This window comes from Flavobacterium endoglycinae, assembly GCF_017352115.1.
GTDB classification, from domain to species: Bacteria; Bacteroidota; Bacteroidia; order Flavobacteriales; family Flavobacteriaceae; genus Flavobacterium; species Flavobacterium endoglycinae.
This window is the reverse complement of record NZ_CP071448.1, coordinates 223,552-242,381: the sequence shown is the minus strand read 5'-3', so window position 1 is coordinate 242,381 and position 18,830 is coordinate 223,552. Positions and strand designations below refer to the sequence as shown.

The following is an 18,830-nucleotide window of genomic DNA, read 5'->3' as shown; positions in this document are numbered from 1 at the left end:
TGTCGATTTCTATTTTGTAAAAGAATATGTAGTATTTTTGTTATTGTGAAATGGATAACAATCATATTATCAATTTACCTATTGGCACTTTCCAATATGCCTTGTGCAGATATGGAAGTAAACAGCGCTATGCATAAAACCGCTCAGTTTGCTTCAGAAGACAATCACTCGCATGATAAAACCAGTGATTTATGTTCTCCATTTTGTGTGTGCAATTGTTGCGGAGCGCAGGTTTTAAGTTATCAAACTCCTTTAAGTTTTGAATTTCCTAAAACATACAATCAAATTTCAATTTCGTTACCCAATTACAATTCTGTTTTTATTTCCAATTTCTACGGAAGTATTTGGCAGCCCCCTCAAATAGTATAATGATTTAGCCTGTTCGATAAAGATCGAAAACGGGCGAGAGAGTTGTGGACTTTCCACACGTTTACAGGCAATTTAATTGTCTAATTTCTCACGTCATTATAGATTCAAATGTTAGATAAAATCATTCAGTTTAGTATCCGAAATAAATTCGTCATACTATTGTTTACCCTTGCGCTTATTGCTTGGGGAAGCTATTCACTTAAAAAATTACCACTTGATGCACTGCCAGATGTAACCAATAATCAAGTGCAGATTATTACGACTGCACCTACATTGGCCAGTCAGGAAGTCGAACAATTAATTACCTATCCTTTAGAAAGAGCTGTAAAAACAGTTCCAAATGTCATAGAACTTCGCAGTATTTCTCGTTTCGGATTATCAGTGGTAACCGTTGTTTTTGAAGACAATGTAGATATTTACTGGGCGCGCGAGCAGATATTCCAACGCTTAAAGCAAGCCGAAGAAAACATTCCAGATTATGTAAATTCTCCCGAATTAGCACCTATTTCTACAGGACTTGGAGAAATTTACCAATATGACGTATATGCGAAGAAAGGCTACGAAAACAAATACAGCGCAATCGAACTGCGAACCATTCAAGATTGGATTATTATTCCGCAATTGCAGGGAATAAAAGGTGTTGCCGAAGTAAGTTCTTGGGGCGGAAAACTAAAACAATTCGAAATTGCCGTAAATCCCAATATGCTGAATAGTTTAGGCGTTACGATTACCGAAATTTTTGATGCTTTAGAAAAAAACAATCAAAATACGGGAGGCGCTTATATTGAAAAAGATCAATACACATATTTCATTCGCGGTGTAGGAATGGCAAAAGGCGTAAAAGACCTTGAAAATGTAGTAGTCAAAAACCGAAACGGTTCGCCGGTTTTGGTTCGGAATGTAGCGCAGGTGCGCGAAGGTATAGCATTGCGTTATGGAGCATCAACAAAAGACGGAAAAGGCGAAATCGTTTCTGGATTGGTTTTGATGCTGAAAGGAGAAAACTCCAGCGCCGTTGTAAATCGTGTTCACGAAAAAATGGCACAAATCAATAAAAGCCTTCCAGAAGGAGTCGTAGCAGAAGCCTTTATTGACAGAGGAAAACTGGTAGATAATTCTATTAAAACTGTTGCTAAGAATTTGTTAGAAGGAGCATTAATCGTAATTTTTGTCCTGATTCTGTTTTTAGGAAATTTTCGTGCAGGATTAATCGTAGCTTCAGTTATTCCGTTAGCGATGCTGTTTGCCGTGATTTTAATGAATGCCTTTGGCGTAAGCGGCAACCTAATGAGTCTTGGCGCGATAGATTTTGGAATTATTGTCGATGGAGCTGTTATTATTGTTGAAGCCACGATGCATCATCTGCAGAAATTCAAAAACAAAAAAGAATTGACGCAGGAAGAAATGGATGTTGAGGTTTACAATTCAGCGTCAAAAATTAGGAATAGTGCCGCTTTTGGTGAGATTATTATATTAATAGTATACCTGCCAATTCTAGCTTTGATTGGAACCGAGGGTAAAATGTTTAAACCAATGGCAATGACGGTTGGTTTTGCCATTATAGGTGCCTTTATTCTTTCACTGACGTATATTCCAATGATGAGCGCTTTGTTTCTTTCGAAAAAAACAGAACACAAAGAAAATTTCAGCGACCGTATGATTGTCTGGTTAGAAAGTCACTATACGCCGTTATTGAAAAAAGCTTTAGAATTTAAAAAAGTCGTGCTTTCTGTTGCCATTGGATTATTCGCTTTAGCGTTTTTCATTTTCCAAAATATGGGAGGCGAATTTATTCCCACAATCGAAGAAGGCGATTTGGCAATTAATGCCACCATTATGACAGGAAGTTCGCTTTCGCAGATGGTTGAAACCACCACCAAATACGAACAGATTCTGAAAGCTAAATTTCCCGAAATAAAAACTATTGTAACCAAAATAGGAAGTGGTGAAATTCCGACCGATCCAATGCCTCTTGAAAGCGGGGATTTGATTATTGTTCTAAAAGACAAAAAGGAATGGAAAGGTAAATACCGCAATTGGGAAGAGATTGCCAATGCCATGAAAAAAGAAATGGAAATTATTCCAGGAGCGAATATCGAAATCTCTCAGCCTATCCAAATGCGTTTTAACGAATTAATGACAGGAAGCCGATCTGATATTGCGATTAAGATTTTTGGTGATGATTTGGAGATTCTGGATGCAAAAGCCACGGAATTAATTTCGAAAATAAAAGGAATCGACGGAATTGGTGATTTAAAAGCCGACAAAGTAACAGGATTACCGCAGATTACTATCAAATACGATTATGATAAAATTGCGCTTTATGGACTGAATATCTCAGACATCAATCAGATTATCCGTTCATCTTTTGCAGGTGAGGTTGCAGGAAAGATTTACGACGAAAGCAAACGATTTGATGTGGTGGTACGAATGGATGAAAACAATCGAGGCGATATTACCGATGTCAGCAATTTGTTTATCCCGCTTCCGAGTGGCCAGCAAGTGCCGCTTTCTCAAGTTGCTTCTGTGGAATATGAACAAGGTCCTGTACAAGTTAGCCGCGAAGATGGAAAACGAAGAATCACCGTTGGATTAAACGTCCGCGGAAGAGACATTAAAAGCGTTGTTGAAGAAATTCAGGCAAAACTGGACAAAAGTTTTAAACTTCCTGCGGGTTATTACGTAACCTATGGCGGACAGTTTCAGAATCTGATTGAAGCTTCACAAAGACTTTCGGTTGCCTTACCAATTGCTTTAGGATTGATTTTAGTTTTGTTGTATTTCACTTTTAAAAGCGTCAAACAAGCATTGCTTATTTTTAGTGCGATTCCGTTATCGGCCATTGGAGGTGTTTTTGCGCTTTCGCTGAGAGGAATGCCGTTTAGCATTTCGGCTGGAATTGGTTTTATTGCCTTATTCGGAATTGCCGTTTTAAACGGAATTGTACTGATTTCGTATTTCAATCAATTAAAAACAGAAGGCATTTCAGATGCGTTTCAAAGAGTTATTATCGGAACCAAGACACGTTTACGTCCTGTTTTAATGACCGCTGCCGTAGCTTCATTAGGATTTATGCCAATGGCATTATCCACAAGCGGCGGAGCAGAAGTACAGAAACCATTAGCCACAGTAGTAATCGGCGGATTACTCTCAGCGACATTATTGACCTTAATCGTTTTACCGATTTTGTATTTATTGCTTGAGCGTGGATTTAACCGCAAAGTTCGCAAAGATTTACGCGAAGAACGCTAAGAAATTTTAAAAAGAAAAAGAATGAATTCAATATATAAAATACAGTTTAAAACCTTTGCGAACTTTGCGAAAAAACCTTTGCGAACTTTGCGGTTAAGTGCATTTCTATTAGGAAGCACTATAACATTTGCCCAACAATCAATAAGCTTAGAAAAAGCAATAGAACTGGCCAAATCAAACAACATCGACTTAAAAATAGCCGATAAAGAAATCGAAAGACAAACTGTTCTTAAAAAAGCCGCTTTTCAGCCCGATCCATTGCAGGTGCAGTATCAAGGCGGTCAGTTCAATAGCGCCGATTACGATCATAATGTTTCAGTACAGCAGTTTTTTCCGTTAGGAAATATCACAAAAGCCAACCGACAATTGCAGGAAGAGTTGGCAAAATTGGCTGAAAAACGAAAAGCTTTGTCTTCATATGAAATCGAAAAAGCGGTGACATTGGCCTATTATCAATATTTGTATGGCGTTTCGATTCAGAAACTCAATTCAGAATTGAATGATATTTACACGAAATTCTTAAAGAATGCCGAACTGCGTTTTAAAACAGGAGAAAGCGGCAACATTGAAGTGATCAGCGCCAAAGCCAAGGTAAAGGAAATTGAAACGCAGAAATTACAGTTAGAATATGATTTGGCCATTTATCAAAAACAATTGCAGTTTTTTATTCATACCGATGAAAATATTGTTCCTGATTCTAATACCGCTTTACAATATACTTTTATAGAAAATCAGGATAATACAAAAGCCGAGACTTTGATGACCGATTTGTATCAGCAACAGATTTTGGTTTATCAAAAAGAAGCGGGAACTTTTAAAGCGTTGCGTACACCGAAAGTAGGTTTAGGTTATTTTGCGCAAACCATTAATACAGAATCTTTATTTCAAGGTTTTACGGCAGGATTGCAGATTCCACTTTTTGGAGGTGTGAATACAACCAAAGCAAAAGCGGCTGAAATTAGTGTTTCACAATCACAATTGGCTTTAGATAAGAACAAAATGATGTTGAATCTGCAAAAGGAAGAATTGAAAAATAACTTCGAAAAACAGCAGCAAAATTTAGCTTATTTTCAAAATGAAGGATCCCAATATGCCAATCAGATTATTGAAACGGCCCAGAAAAGTTATGCCAATGGCGATATGAGTTATTGGTCGTATATCAGTTTTCTAAATCAGGCAATTGATATTAAAAAGCAATTTGCAGAGGCAACGCACAGCTACAATCAAAGTGCAATCGAACTTCAATTTCCAACCATTAAGAGCAATTAAAAATAAATTAAAAATGAAAAATATATCTAAATATTTAACCACAAAGAGCACAAAGGAAAAGCGCAAAGAGCGCAAGGGAATAAAACTTGGTGTGCTTTGCGTATTCTTAGCGCTCTTTGCGGTTACCTCTCAAAGCTGTAATGAAAAGAAAACCGAAGAGCCGCAGGAAGAAGAAAAAGAAACGACAGAAGTTGCTTTAACGGCTTCTCAATACAAAACTGTAGGCATTGAAACGGGTATGGTAGAAAACCGAAACCTGAATAAAATCATCAAGGCAAATGGCTACACTACAGTTCCTCCGCAAAATTCGGCTGAAGTTTCGACTTTGATTGGCGGAACGGTAAAAGACATTTTTGTTTTGGAAGGAACCTATGTCAACAAAGGAAAAGTTTTGGCCACTATTCAAAATCTGGAAGTTATCGGAATGCAGGAAGATTACCAATCGGCTGTGGCGAATGTGGAATATCTGCAATTGGAATACAATCGTCAGAAAACGTTGAGCGACGAAAATGTGAATCCGAGAAAGACTTTTCAAGAAGTAAAAGCCAAACTAGCAGCAGAAAGAGCGCGTGCGCAGGCTGCAAAAAATAAGCTGGATGCTTTGCATGTCAATACAAAAGGAACAACTTCGGTAGTGCCAATTGTTTCGCCAATAAACGGTTATGTGGGGAAAATCAATATAGCGAAAGGCGCTTTTGCCGATACAGGAGTTTCGCTTTTTGAAGTAGTCGACAACAGCCAGATGCATTTGGATTTGAATGTATATGAGAAAGATTTAGGTTCCATTTCGATTGGTCAGGTAATTGACTTCGTATTAACAAATCAGTCCAATAAATCGATTAAAGGAAAGATTTTCGGAATTAATAAATCTTTTTCTAACGAAAGTAAAACCGTTGCTGTTCATGCTAAAATTGATCCAGCTGATGCCAAAGGATTGATTCCGGGAATGTACGTTTCGGCAAATATTAATATTGTGAATGCGACCGTTCCGGCGTTGCCAAAAGACGCCGTAGTAAGAAATGCTGATAAATATTTCGTTTTCATGCAGGAACAGGGACATGCTGAAGAAAAACACGATCACAAAGCGGGAGAAAAAGAAGAAGCCCACGAAGAGGAAATTCATTTTAAAGCAATAGAAGTAATTCCAGGAACAACTGATTTAGGTTTTACCGAAGTTAAGTTTGTAAATGATGTTCCCCTCAATGCTAAAATTGTGACGAAAGGTGCTTTTTATCTGCTTTCTGCAATGAAGGGCGGAGGAGAGCATACGCATTGATTTTTTTTGAAGATGCTGAGGTTCTGAGATACTAAGATGCTTAGTTTTTTTGCTGGAGTCAAATATGCTCGCAAAGACGCAAAGACGCAAAGTTTTTGAATTGCCTCCAGCTTTAGCTGGAGGCAATTCAAAAAGAAATTTTGTACACTTCAAAAATTATCGGGATAGAAAGTTTGAAAAGATTTTATTTCACGCAGATTTTGCAAATTTTAGCAGATTTAATTTAAAATTATCTGCATAATCAGCTTAAATCTTTTTTAATCTGCGTGAAACAAAAAAAACTTAGAGTCTTTGTGTCTTCGTGGCAAAAAAATCGACAGAAATTGATTAAATTTAGGACATAATTTTTAATGAAGTTTCAGAGACTTTAAACCTGAAATTTTAAACTTGAAATTCAAAATGATACATCAAGATAAAGAAGTAAAAAACACAAAAAGTAAAGCCAAACCTACCTGTTGCTGCTCTCATGACGAACCTGCACATTCTGATAATGATGGACACGATCACGGAGGACACGACCACGAACACAATGCAGAAGGAGGGCTTTTTAAACTGTTTCTGCCATCGATTATATCTTTTGTTTTACTGATAATCGGAATTGGTTTTGATAACTATATTCCGCAGGATTGGTTTACAGTATATGTTAGAATTGTGTGGTATGCGATTGCGTATCTTCCCGTTGGGCTTCCAGTTCTTCGTGAAGCGTACGAAAGTATTGTGAAAGGAGATATTTTCTCGGAATTTTTCCTCATGTGTATTGCGACAATTGGAGCTTTTGCCATTGGTGAATATCCAGAAGGTGTTGCGGTTATGTTGTTTTATACCATTGGAGAAACCTTTCAGGGAATGGCGGTTAACCGAGCAAAATCAAGCATTAAAAGTCTTTTGGATCAACGTCCTGATGAGGTTCATGTTTTAGAAAACAATGTTGCAGTAAAAATCAAGGCCAGAGATGTCCAGATTGGAGCGATTATTCAGCTAAAAGCAGGGGAAAAGTTAGGTTTAGACGGTGAATTATTATCGGATTCGGCTTCCTTTAATACTGCAGCTTTAACAGGAGAAAGTAAACCTGATACTAAAAAGAAAGGTGAAACCGTTCTGGCAGGAATGATCAACGGAAATACAATTACCGAAGTAAAAGTGACAACCGCTTACAACGATAGTAAATTGTCTAAAATTCTGGAATTGGTACAAAACGCTACAACCAAAAAAGCGCCAGCAGAATTGTTCATTCGAAAATTTGCTAAAATCTATACACCAATAGTAGTGTACTTGGCAATTGCAATTTGCTTAGTTCCGATGCTTTTCGTGGACAATTACGTTTTTAGCGACTGGTTATATAGAGCATTGGTTTTCTTAGTTATTTCTTGTCCTTGTGCATTGGTTATCAGTATTCCGCTGGGGTATTTTGGAGGAATTGGCGCTGCAAGTAAAAACGGAATTTTATTTAAAGGAAGTAATTTTTTAGATAGTATTTCGACAATCCAAAATGTAGTGGTTGACAAAACTGGAACTATGACAGAAGGCGTTTTTAAAGTTCAGGAAGTCATAATAAAATCTGATTTTGATAAAGGCGAAATCTTAAAACTGGTTAACGCTTTAGAAAGTCGAAGCACGCATCCAGTGGCAACAGCGATTCATAATCATGTCGGACCAATCGATTCTTCGGTTGAATTGAAAGATATTGAAGAAATTTCGGGACACGGATTAAAAGCCTCTTACAACGGAAAAGAATTGTATGTTGGTAATTTTAAACTTCTCGATAAATTCAATATTTCGTATGATATTGACCCATCGACTATCGTTTACACCACAATTACCATTGCTTACGAAGGTAAATTTGCGGGCTATTTAACAATTGCCGATGAAATTAAAGAAGATGCTAAAGAAACCGTTTCTAAACTAAATTCTTTAGGTGTAAAACTGACGATGCTCAGCGGTGATAAATCGAATGTGGTTCAGTTTGTAGCTGATAAACTCGGAATTACAAAAGCTTTTGGAGATCTGCTTCCAGAAGATAAAGTGAATAAAGTCAACGAAATTAAAGCCAAAAACGAAACAATTGCATTCGTGGGCGATGGTGTAAACGATGCGCCTGTAATTGCGTTGAGTACGGTTGGAATTGCAATGGGAGGTTTAGGAAGCGATGCCGCAATCGAAACCGCCGATATTGTAATTCAAGATGACAAACCAAGCAAAATTGCAATGGCAATCAACATTGGAAAACAAACGAAAAAGATTGTCTGGCAGAATATTATATTGGCTTTTGTTGTAAAAGCCTTTGTTTTAATTCTTGGAGCAGGTGGGCTCGCGACTATGTGGGAAGCTGTTTTTGCAGATGTCGGTGTAGCGCTGTTAGCAATTTTGAATGCGGTAAGGATTCAGAGAATGAAGTTTTAATGCAAATTTTTAGCAGAAGGAAATTAAATCTTCTTCTACTCAATCTGTAAATAAAAGAAGTTTATTTGCTCTGAAATAATTATATTGATTTTTGGTGAGATATACAATTTTAGCAATTTGATCTCCTGTATAAATTTTATAAAATTGACCTTTTAAGTTGTTTTCATTTACAACAGATTTTATGAAATCAAAAAAATTAAAATCAATCCAATCGTTATCTATTTTTAAAGTTTTAGAATAAGATTTGTTTCCCAGTTTAAATTTTAAAGTTGTTTTTTTCTTTTTTGGAAAGTCAAATTGGTTAGAAATATCAGAAGGATTGAATTCATTATCAGAGATTTTTGCAAATTCTTTCACTAATTCTGCGTATGGATCTTCTAAGTTTCCAAGTTCTGTATCAAACGAATAAATTAAATTTGGAAAAGCAGAAACAATTTCACTATTTTCCTGAATATCCATTTCTGCAACAACTTCTTTTCCTCGCTCAATTTCATCAGCTGTTAAGTTTGAAAATAAACCATTTTTAGTAAACTCTTCAAGTGCATTTTCAATTTCTTGACTTGTTGGTTTGTTTTTAAAATCTTCCGAATAAGGCATAATATAAGAAATTCGTTCAGACAGAATTTTTCCTTGTTCCTTATCTAAAGCCATTATTCCAAAAATTTGATTCGTTTTGTTTTCATTGTATACAGGAACTACATGAAGTCTGTAGGCAAAATTTAAGTCATTAAGAATTTTATTGAATATCTGATAATACTTTTGATAATCTATTTTATTTTCAAAAAAATCGTTTTCAGATAATTTATTGTATTTATAAAAACTTTTTTGCTTATAAACTTTTCCATTAGATCGGATAGAAACTATAAAATTTAAAAAATTGCTATCTCCAGAAGACATTTCATCATCTGATATGATTTTAAATTCAAAATCGGTATAAGCCAATTCTGGTAATAATGAAGCCGTTTGTTTATGAATTGCTTCTAAATATTCTTCGGGTTTATTGGAATAATTGTTAGGATCAATAATTGTAGCTTTTTCGCAGTAAAGAAGAAAATCAATAGGTTCCTTTATTTTTTCCTCATCTATCGCAGTAATAAGATCTTGATATTTGGTGTCTACTATTCTATATTCCTTAAGATGATCTGCAAACTCTTTAAGTTTATGTGGAGCCATATAATCGGCTTTGAAAGCCTTAAAGGTAATGTCACTGATAAATTGAAGTTTGTAACTATACGAATTATCGTTTATTTTCTGCTGAAAATACTGCTTCTGTTTTTCTGTAAGAAGCTCACATTTTTTAAGTTTTAAAAGATAATCAGTAAGATTTTCGTTTTCTTTTTTTTGTTGTTCTTCAGTTAGTTTTTGTGAATCAAAAATATCGTTTGATCCTATTTCAGAAAAGAAATTTCCGGTTGTACTTTTATATTCGCATTGAAATAATCCATACAAATATGAAGTGGTGTTTTTTGTTTGTAGTCGATTTTGACTTTTTTCAAAATCTTGTATTTGTTTTGGCTCAATAAGTTTATTATCAATTATCTTTTGTAAAATCAAATCTTGTAATTGTGCGTTTGCAAAATTGCTTGTGAAAATCAGCAATAAAATGATTTGTTTAAATAATTTCTTCATTCAAAACTCTTTGATTTATTTACTTTATGATATTTTATTAAATCTGAAACACTTGGTAAATATATTGCATTTGAATATTAAAATTTAAGATTAATTATATTTTCATCATTCTCTAATGTAATTTCGGTTGGATTGCTTTCTGAGGGAATTTGTGTTGGATACCAATTTCGAGTTGGTTGTACTAAAATTAATAGACCGTGATGATCGCCAATAGCGGCAAATTTTTCTGTATTTGTATTTTGAGAAAAGAAATGTAATCCGTGTTCTTCGATTAATTGATTTCCCAGTTCCAGAGGGTTTTCGGTTACAATACCAATTTCGCTTATGTTTAAAATGGAAGCAGAGTTGAATTCGCCAACTTGTTCGTTATTAAGATCATGTCGGGCGATGAATTCCAGTAAATTTCCATTGTGATCGTAAAAATAAATCGAATGCGCGTTCCAGTTTTCAAAATGAGTTACAACACTTTCATCTTCTAAAACAATTAAATCAACTTTATCTTGGCACCACTGAATGGCTTCTTCAAGCTGATTCGCAGGAATATTAAAAGCAAAATGATATATAGAATTAAAGCCAGGATCTTCAACAAATTTTAAAATAGAAGTTCCGGCCTGAAACGTTATCGATTTTTGATCATTTTCTAGAATGAAAAGTCCAAAAAGGTTTTGATAAAAAGCTTTTGTTTTTTGAATATCGTTTGTTTTGATTTCTATCTGATCTATTCTCATAACTATAAATTTTGTAAAAGAAGAGGCTTCTTTTGAGTGATAGACAAATGTACTAAATGCCAGTAATACCAAAGCTTACAGCGGTATTTTATGTATCAATAAAAGAATAGTAAATAATTATTGATTAGCATTAAACGGTGTCTTAAATTATGTAATAAAGCTATGAAAAAACAAACCGTATTTGTTGCAAGATTATCGAAAAATCTTTTCAGATTATAATTTACAAATTGAGATCAAATTGCAAATTGTTGATTTTATTTCTAAACAAAAAAGCCCGTTTCACAACAAGAAATGGGCTTAATAAATTTGCAGATTTTGGGGCAAATGCAAATCATCAACTAAATTATTTGGGCATTTCAGGAATTATAATTCTTCGGGTTGGTGTGCTTAATGTTTCGATAAAAGCCAGCAAATCACTAATTTCTTCTTTGTTTAAGTCTAGTTTTCTTAGCATTGGATCTGCTTTGGGAATTAAGGTGTCTCTTGCTGTTCCTAGATATCTCTTTTGTACAGGAGATGGATTTCCTAAATTGTAGAATTCAACAACATCCAATAAAGTTGGAAAATGTCCGTGATGCATCCACGGTTTTGTATTTACCACTTCGCGGATTGTTGGCGTTCTAAATTTGCCAATATCTTTTACGTCTTTGGTTACATTATAACGTCCGAAATCTTCATTTTTAGTTCCGAATAAAGTCTGGCCATCATTATGAAACTTATTATCGCTGAAATAAGGCGTATTATGGCAGTTGATGCATTGCGCTTTTGTTCTAAACAAATGAAGGCCTTTTACCTGCTGATCTGTATAGATATCTGATTTTCCGCTTACAAATTGGTCAAATTTGCTTTTCGGGCTATTAATCGATCTTTCGAAAGTGGCAATGGCATATTGAATACGCTCTAAAGTCACCTTTTTATCTCCAAAAGCATCTGTAAATAACGAATTATAGCCTTTGATTTTAGCAATTCTATCAACTGCAATTGTCAGTTTTTCATTCATTTCTAACGGATCCTGAACTGGAAATTGCGCCTGATCTTCTAAACTTTTGGCACGTCCATCCCAAAATAGAGAAGTGGCATATGCCGAGTTTAAAATCGTCATCGAATTGCGTTTTCCGGTTTGACGGTCGTGGCCAAAAGAACGGGTTAAATTATCCGTCCATCCCAATTCTGGATTATGACAGGATGCACAGGCAATTTGTCCGCTTTGTGATAATCTCGGGTCAAAGAACAAAATCTTTCCCAGACTTTCTTTTTCCTTCGAATACGGGTTATATGCAGGATACGGAACAGCAGGTAGTACGCCGATATCTTCAAATTTCGATTTATCGATGTTTTCATGTAATTGTGCCGCCGGCCATTTCGATGTATCTCCGCTTGAATACAATTTTCGTAATTCCTGAATATCGATGTAATCAGGATTTTCCACACTTTTATAAGCCGTTAAGCTTAGCAGGAAAAGAATAGGGAAGATTAGTTTTTTCAATTTTTTTGTGTTTTACGTTTTTGGTTTTTATTGATGTTTCAGATTTTACGTTTCAAGTTTCAGGTTTCAAGTTATTGCGAGACGTGAAACCTGAAACCTGAAACTTGAAACTTTTTTAAAGTGCAACTTCTTTAGGACATTCAATGCTTAAAGCGGCTGGTTTTGGATAGGTTTTGTTGTTATACATTCTGTATTGTGCGGTTACGGTTCCGCCAAAAAGTTCTTCATTCATCAGTTTTAATTCAAAGGTAATTTCAAATAATCCTGAACTGATTTCTTTGTAAGTTCCCGAACCTGATATCGCAATGCTGTGACTGTTTTTGTTGGTTCCTGTAATGGTTATATACTGTGGAATAACTAATACATTTCCTTCGGTTTTGCTGTTTCCGTTTGCTGGGAAAAATTCTAATGCCGATGTAATATTGAATCCTGGAGAGTTTGCTGCTGTTGTACTTTCGTTAGAAAACCATCTTTTTAAGTTGAATGAATTTGTTGTATTGGTTCCAGAAGCCACATTAAACCCAATTCTGAAGGCATCGTGATAAACATCATCATTTGGATTTGTAGTGCCTTTATCGCTGTACAAAATGGCATTTTCGTGATCTTTTGTGACTACCACCGGAAATGTAAAAGCATTGTATGCCTGCCAAGCGCAGGTACCGCTTTTGTCAAACCAAGTTTCGCCATACGTTAAATAAAACTGATTGCTTAAATCATAAAATTTAGAAGCTGGATTTGCATTTACATCACGTGTTGATTTAATAGGTTTCACAATCTGAAGGATGGTGTTTCCTGTAGCGGTATAATTTCCTGTATTAACTAGTGAAATGGAAGATTCGTAATAGACATCATCATTTTGAATGCTTTCTAAAAGAGTTAAATGATAGGTAATAGAACTTCTGTTATCGCCATAAGGATCGTGGCTTAAAGAATAATTGAATCCGTCCAGAAACTTGAATATTTCAAGATTATCAATTTCAGATGGGAAAAAACCGTTTGGGAAATTAACTTTAAAATCAACCGTTTCTCCAGCTTCACCTTTAATTACGATTCGGTTTACTGGAAAAGTGTAATTAGTGGCGATAGTTCCTAAATCTATTTTAAAACTATTGTTTGGATAGGTTGTATTTAGATTTCCAATGTGAATATTTGGATCAGAAATGGTTTCGAGTTTTAAAGTAATACTTTGATTTTCTGTCCATCGTTTATTAAAAGAAACAAAAATAGTATCGGTTAATTTAGTTCCTTGAAACACTAATTCGTTAACTGGATTTACGGTAAAACTTTCATTATCATTTGAAGATGATACTGCGCTAAAACTCGCACTCACAGCCGATTTTAAATTGGTATGCGTTAACGCAACCGGAATTTTTAAAGTCTTTACAGATTTATTTTCATAACTACTCAATGGAACAGTTGAAGTACTTACAGCCGGATATTCTAATGGAACTCCTGCTGATGTGGTTAAGAAATTGAATCTCACAAAAGGATCAACGGTAGAATCTAATCTGTAATCATCCTTTGAACAAGAGCTTAACAAAGCTGCAGCAGCCACTAAAAGAGATAAAATTTTAATACGATTCATTTTGTTTTAGGTTTGGATTAAGATTAATGTTGCGTCTTGGTATTGGAAGTACATATTTTAAAGATGGATAAGTCATGGCACAGCTAAGAGAAATACAGCCGTCATTTCGGGTAACATCTTTTTTGTTTCGAGCAATATCGAAGAATAAATGTCCTTCAAAACAAAGTTCTTTTCTTCTCTCTAAAAATAAAATCTCGTTTAAGTTATCAGTACTGTTAAGTGCAGTAGCATTGGCACGAGAACGAATGGTATTGATATCTGTTTTTGCTTCTTCCAAACGATTTAAAGCTATGGCAGCTTCGGCACGAATTAAGTATTGTTCGGTTAATCTAAAAGCAGTATATCCGGCATTTCCTTGAAACTTTTTGGTAAAATAATAATCTTTTTTAACCTGATTGCCTTCCACTAAAGTAGAAAGCGGCTGTTGCAGAAATAACTGTCGACGTAAATCGGTGCTTTCGTATAGATTTAATAAATCTTCGGAAGCTACGTAACTGTTATAACTGGTTTCAGACGTATAACCAAATATAGATGAAAGTGAGCCTCCTACATCTCCTGCAGCATTTTTGGGAATCGAGAATTCTAATAAAACTTCAGATATTGGCAGATCCGATTGTTCCCATTGCGAAATATAATCAGCAGCATTTGTTAGTGTTACACCAGAATTGGTAATAACATCATTTGCAGTATCGTAAGCATTTTGCCAGTCTTTTTTAGACAAATACACTCTTGCTAAAAGAGCTTTTGTACTCATGCTGTTGAAATACGAATAGGCAGGCCCGTTTAAAAGTTCCGTATTGGAATACAAAGGCAATGCCGTTTCGATGTCATTGATAATCAACGCATATGTATTGGCAGCGGTTTCTCTGGCTGGATATTGAATGCCTTTTGTAATGGATTGTGTATTGTAAACAATTCCCAGATGTGAAGCGTCCTCAGTATAACCGTAGTTTTGGCTGTAAACTTCACTCAACAAAAAATGTGTATAGGCTCTAATGGTTAAAGCGTGGGCTTTGATTAGATTTTTTTCTGCTTCAGTAGCATCAGGCAAAGCATCTACAAATTCCAAAAGCAGATTGGTCTGATTGATAATATCATAACTTGTAGCATAAAAAGAACTAAAGTTAGATTCTTCGGCTTGATCGTCAAATGAATAAATATTACTAATAACAGATGGAACGCTAATTTCGCCTTTTTTTGTACTTAATAACGATGGTGTAAATTTTAAATTTCCGCCTTGTAAATCAGCATAAACGGCAAAACGCTCTGTTCGTAAATTGCTTTCTACATGTGAGTACAAACCGTAAATGGCTTGAAGAAATCCTTCTTTTGTTTTTAACTGTTCTGTTATCGAGATCTGGGTGCCAGGTTCCTGCTCTAAAAAATCACTGCAGCTTTGGAACAAAAAAACAACAGTAAAAAGCATCGGAAATGTTAATCGGATTATGTTTTTAATGTCTTTCATTTTCTTAAAATTTTGTATTAATTCCACATGAAATAGTTCTCGCTTGTGGATACGTAAAACTGAATTCTCTAATGCCATTCCTTCCCGCAGGACTTTTTTCTTTATACCAATACAAAGCATTTGATACATCTGCAAAAACAGTCAAAGAATCTAAAAATGTATTTTTTACGGGTACATTATAACTCAAATTGATATTGCTGATTTTTACATACGTAGCATCGTATATATACTTACTCATATTGGCAATCAGAGTGTTATTGCTTGGCGCTGGCTGAGAAACGATATCGCCTGGATTTCTCCAGTAATCATAAGCGTTTACAGACATGTTTCGGTTTGAAGTGGTATTGTATTTTGAAATAATCTGATCTGATACTAATTTATCGCCGCCTAACTGAAAAGCTCCTGTAATCGATAAAGTAATGCTGTTGTTTAAAGAGAAAGTATTATTAAATCCTCCAAAAGCTTTTGGCTGAGAATCACCAATTGGAATCCAGTCCGCTTCAGAAAATAATCGGGCATATGTTGCGGCATCATAAACCTGTCCGTCTTTTTTAATCAAATCTCGTCCTGTTGCCGGATCGACACCAACCCAGTTTACACCCCAAATAATACTGGTGCTGTAACCAATTTTTTGTGCAAGGGCTAGATTTGCTGTCGAATAATCACTTCCAAGACCTTTTAACTGTGTTACTTTATTATCGACAGTAGAAATATTAAAAGAAGAAGTCCATCTAAATTTACCATGCTGAAACCATTTAATTCTGGTGCTAAATTCGAAACCTTTGTTGTACATGCTGGCAGCATTCAATTGTACACTTTCATATCCGTTTTCAGACGGGATTTCACGGCTTGCAATAATATCACTTAAATCATCATAGTAATATTCTAATGTCATTTCGATCGCATTAAAAATATTAAAATCGAAACCCGTGTTGAATTTGGTGTTTTTTTCCCAGCTTAATTTTCCGTTTGGCGATACGCTGGGAGAAGATTCAATGTTACCGTTATATCCGTTTTGAGAAATGGTGTACAAACCTTTTGAACGGTAAGAACCAATTCTTGAATTTCCGGTTGAACCGTAACTGATTTTTAATTTTAAGAAATCAATCCACGAACTTGATTTTAAAAAGTTTTCGTTGCTGGCCACCCACGCCAGACCTGCGCCACTGTTTAAAGCAACATTGCTATCGTTACCAAAAACAGAACTTTCGTCACGTCTGAAGTTTCCTAATACATAATATTTCTTTTTGTAATTGTAATTAAGCTGTGCAAAAAACGAAACACGCGAATTGTAATTGATATCGCTGCTGTAAATTTGTTTGGCTTTTGATTCGTCGATTAACGGAGTCTGTAAATTATCGTCCTGTAAAGCATCTTGGATTCTGTTAATTGAATTTGGATTAACAAAACCTATTGCGGACTCATAATTGAAGTTTGTTTTTTCCTGAGAAAGTTCAAAACCAGCAACACCATCAATGGTATTATTTGGGTTTATTTCTTTATTGAAAAGTGCTTGTCCCTGCCAATTCCATTTGGTAGAATTACGTTTGTTCAACAATCGTCTTCCCCAATTTGGATAAGTAATTCCGTCTAAGGTAAAAGAACCGCTTGTTCTTCCGCTTTCATTTTCTCCCGAAAAATAGCGATCTTGAACTTTGTCTTTGTAATCAATCCCGAATAGAGTTTGAAATCTAATATTTTTATTGAATTCGTAACCTAAATTAAGACTTCCTAAAATGCCAAAAGTTTCGGTTTCGTTTTTATTTTGTTCGATAGCCGCTAACGGATTTCCTCCTGTTGGTCCTGTTAATCCCATTAAAGAATATGAACCGTCTTCATTGTATGGGGAAAGAATAGGAAGGTAAGCAAAATCATAATAGATATTGGGCGCATCTTTTTTAATATAACTCGGATTTAAAGACAGGTTTACATCCCATTTTGAATGACGGTAGCCTAAATTTATTCCTGCATTAAATTGTCGGGTTTCATTTCCTAATTGCGGCTCGTCGATATTTAAATATGTCAAATTAGTACGATATGAAAATTTAGAAGTAGCCCCCGAAACACCAAAATTATATTTGTTGTAGATACCCGAATTATTCAATAAGTCAAACCAATTGGTATTGATGCCGTTGTAAGGAACAGGAACATAACCCGAAGTTGTATTTTTTAAATAATCATTTCGAAGTTCATTGTATTGCTCTCCGTTTAAATATTTAATTTGATTGATTGCTGTTGATGCTCCAAGCTGATTGGAAAAAGTGAATTTGGCTTTTCCTTTTTTTCCCTTTTTAGTCGTAATTAAAATAACACCATTTGCACCATCGGCTCCATAAATACCAACGGCTGCAGCATCTTTTAAAACCGTAAAACTTTCAATATTATCTGGAGAAATCATCGCCAGCGGATTCGAAAAAGCTTCTGCGGTATTTCCCTTTCCGTTAAAAAAGTCATTATCGATTCCTACTTCTTCTGTCATAATAACACCATCGATGATAATTAAAGGTTGCGTAGAGGTTCCTAAAATAGAACCGCTTAAAGATTTTAAAGTTCCTTGTCCGCGAACATTAATTTTAACCGGACCACCAACACCAGAAGTATTTTCAATCAAAACTCCCGCAATTTGTCCTTCCAGCATTTTGTCGACACTTTCAGAAGCCTGCTGTACGGGAATATCTTTTGCCGTAATGCTTGAAATACTTCCTACGATTTCTTCTTTTAATTTGGTAGTTCCGTAAGAAGAAGTAATGATTACAGGATTTAGCTCATCGGTAGCTTCCTGAAGGTAAAAAACAAAATCTTTCTTGTTATCTGCTTTTTGATATTGTGTTTCCATTCCTAGAAAACCAGCTTCCAGAACCATATTAGAAATATTATTTCCTTTTAACTGATATGCAAATTTTCCGTTAAAATCCGTAACAGCGCCCATTCCAGTTCCTTTAATACGGATTGTGGCTCCCGGAAGCGGTTGTTTGTCTTTTGCATTATACACCGTTCCGCTTATGAATCGTTCCGTTTCCTGTGAAGTAGCATTAGAAGAATCAGCAGGAGCAGAGCTGGTCAATAAAACCTGTTTTTTCTGAATGTAAAACGAAATGTTTTTGTCTTTTAATAATTGCGTTAGAGCGGTTTCAAGAGTTGCATTACTGACATCTAAATCCGCCAGCTGATCGGCATTGATTTTTCGTGTATTATAAAGTATCCTAAAGTCACTCTGTTCTTCAATAGTTTTGATAATTAGGCTTATAGGCTTGTTTTTGACGTGTATGGTAATTAATTTATTTTGTGAAAATCCTTTAAAACCAGATATGAGAATGGCTAAGAAAAACAGAATTTTTCTTAAAACGGGTGGTATCGTAAATGTCATGTTT

9 protein-coding genes and 1 pseudogene are annotated in these 18,830 nt (G+C 35.2%); 4 read left to right on the top strand and 6 right to left on the bottom strand.

All coding sequences use genetic code 11. The annotated features are described in order from the left end of the window. The first annotated feature begins 96 nt into the window (after positions 1 to 96). From J0383_RS00980 to J0383_RS00960, 4 genes and pseudogenes are all read left to right on the top strand, one after another. Positions 97 to 369, top strand: coding sequence for a hypothetical protein (locus J0383_RS00980; protein ID WP_207298633.1), 273 nt, complete (start codon positions 97 to 99; stop codon positions 367 to 369). A 108-nt stretch (positions 370 to 477) separates the two neighbouring features. Then, positions 478 to 4,890, top strand: a pseudogene (locus tag J0383_RS00975) (CusA/CzcA family heavy metal efflux RND transporter). Positions 4,891 to 4,903: 13 nt separating this feature from the next. Next, a complete protein-coding gene (locus J0383_RS00965; RefSeq protein ID WP_207296590.1) occupies positions 4,904 to 6,166 on the top strand; it encodes an efflux RND transporter periplasmic adaptor subunit in 1,263 nt (420 codons plus the stop codon). Positions 6,167 to 6,565: 399 nt separating this feature from the next. Next, positions 6,566 to 8,566, top strand: coding sequence for a heavy metal translocating P-type ATPase (locus tag J0383_RS00960; RefSeq protein ID WP_207296589.1), 2,001 nt, complete (start codon positions 6,566 to 6,568; stop codon positions 8,564 to 8,566). A 39-nt stretch (positions 8,567 to 8,605) separates the two neighbouring features. On the opposite strand, the gene J0383_RS00955 is transcribed toward J0383_RS00960, so the two are convergent. From J0383_RS00955 to J0383_RS00930, 6 genes are all read right to left on the bottom strand, one after another. Further along, positions 8,606 to 10,195 carry a hypothetical protein gene (locus J0383_RS00955; RefSeq protein ID WP_207296588.1) on the bottom strand — a complete coding sequence of 530 codons (1,590 nt, stop codon included), beginning with the start codon at positions 10,193 to 10,195 and terminating at the stop codon, positions 8,606 to 8,608. Between the two features lie 77 nt (positions 10,196 to 10,272). Beyond that, positions 10,273 to 10,923 carry a VOC family protein gene (locus tag J0383_RS00950; RefSeq protein ID WP_207296587.1) on the bottom strand — a complete coding sequence of 217 codons (651 nt, stop codon included), beginning with the start codon at positions 10,921 to 10,923 and terminating at the stop codon, positions 10,273 to 10,275. A gap of 343 nt (positions 10,924 to 11,266) precedes the next feature. Then, the gene (locus tag J0383_RS00945; RefSeq protein ID WP_239023207.1) at positions 11,267 to 12,409 is read right to left on the bottom strand and encodes a cytochrome-c peroxidase; all 1,143 of its coding nucleotides are present in this window, start codon (positions 12,407 to 12,409) and stop codon (positions 11,267 to 11,269) included. Between the two features lie 115 nt (positions 12,410 to 12,524). Then, complete coding sequence (locus J0383_RS00940) at positions 12,525 to 13,994, bottom strand: hypothetical protein (RefSeq protein ID WP_207296586.1); 1,470 nt, start codon at positions 13,992 to 13,994, stop codon at positions 12,525 to 12,527. Then, a complete protein-coding gene (locus J0383_RS00935; RefSeq protein ID WP_207296585.1) occupies positions 13,981 to 15,459 on the bottom strand; it encodes a RagB/SusD family nutrient uptake outer membrane protein in 1,479 nt (492 codons plus the stop codon). The genes J0383_RS00940 and J0383_RS00935 overlap by 14 nt, the downstream gene beginning before the upstream one ends. 4 nt (positions 15,460 to 15,463) lie before the next feature. Further along, positions 15,464 to 18,826: a SusC/RagA family TonB-linked outer membrane protein gene (locus J0383_RS00930; RefSeq protein ID WP_207296584.1), complete on the bottom strand. Its 3,363-nt coding sequence runs from the start codon at positions 18,824 to 18,826 to the stop codon at positions 15,464 to 15,466. Positions 18,827 to 18,830 lie beyond the last annotated feature (4 nt).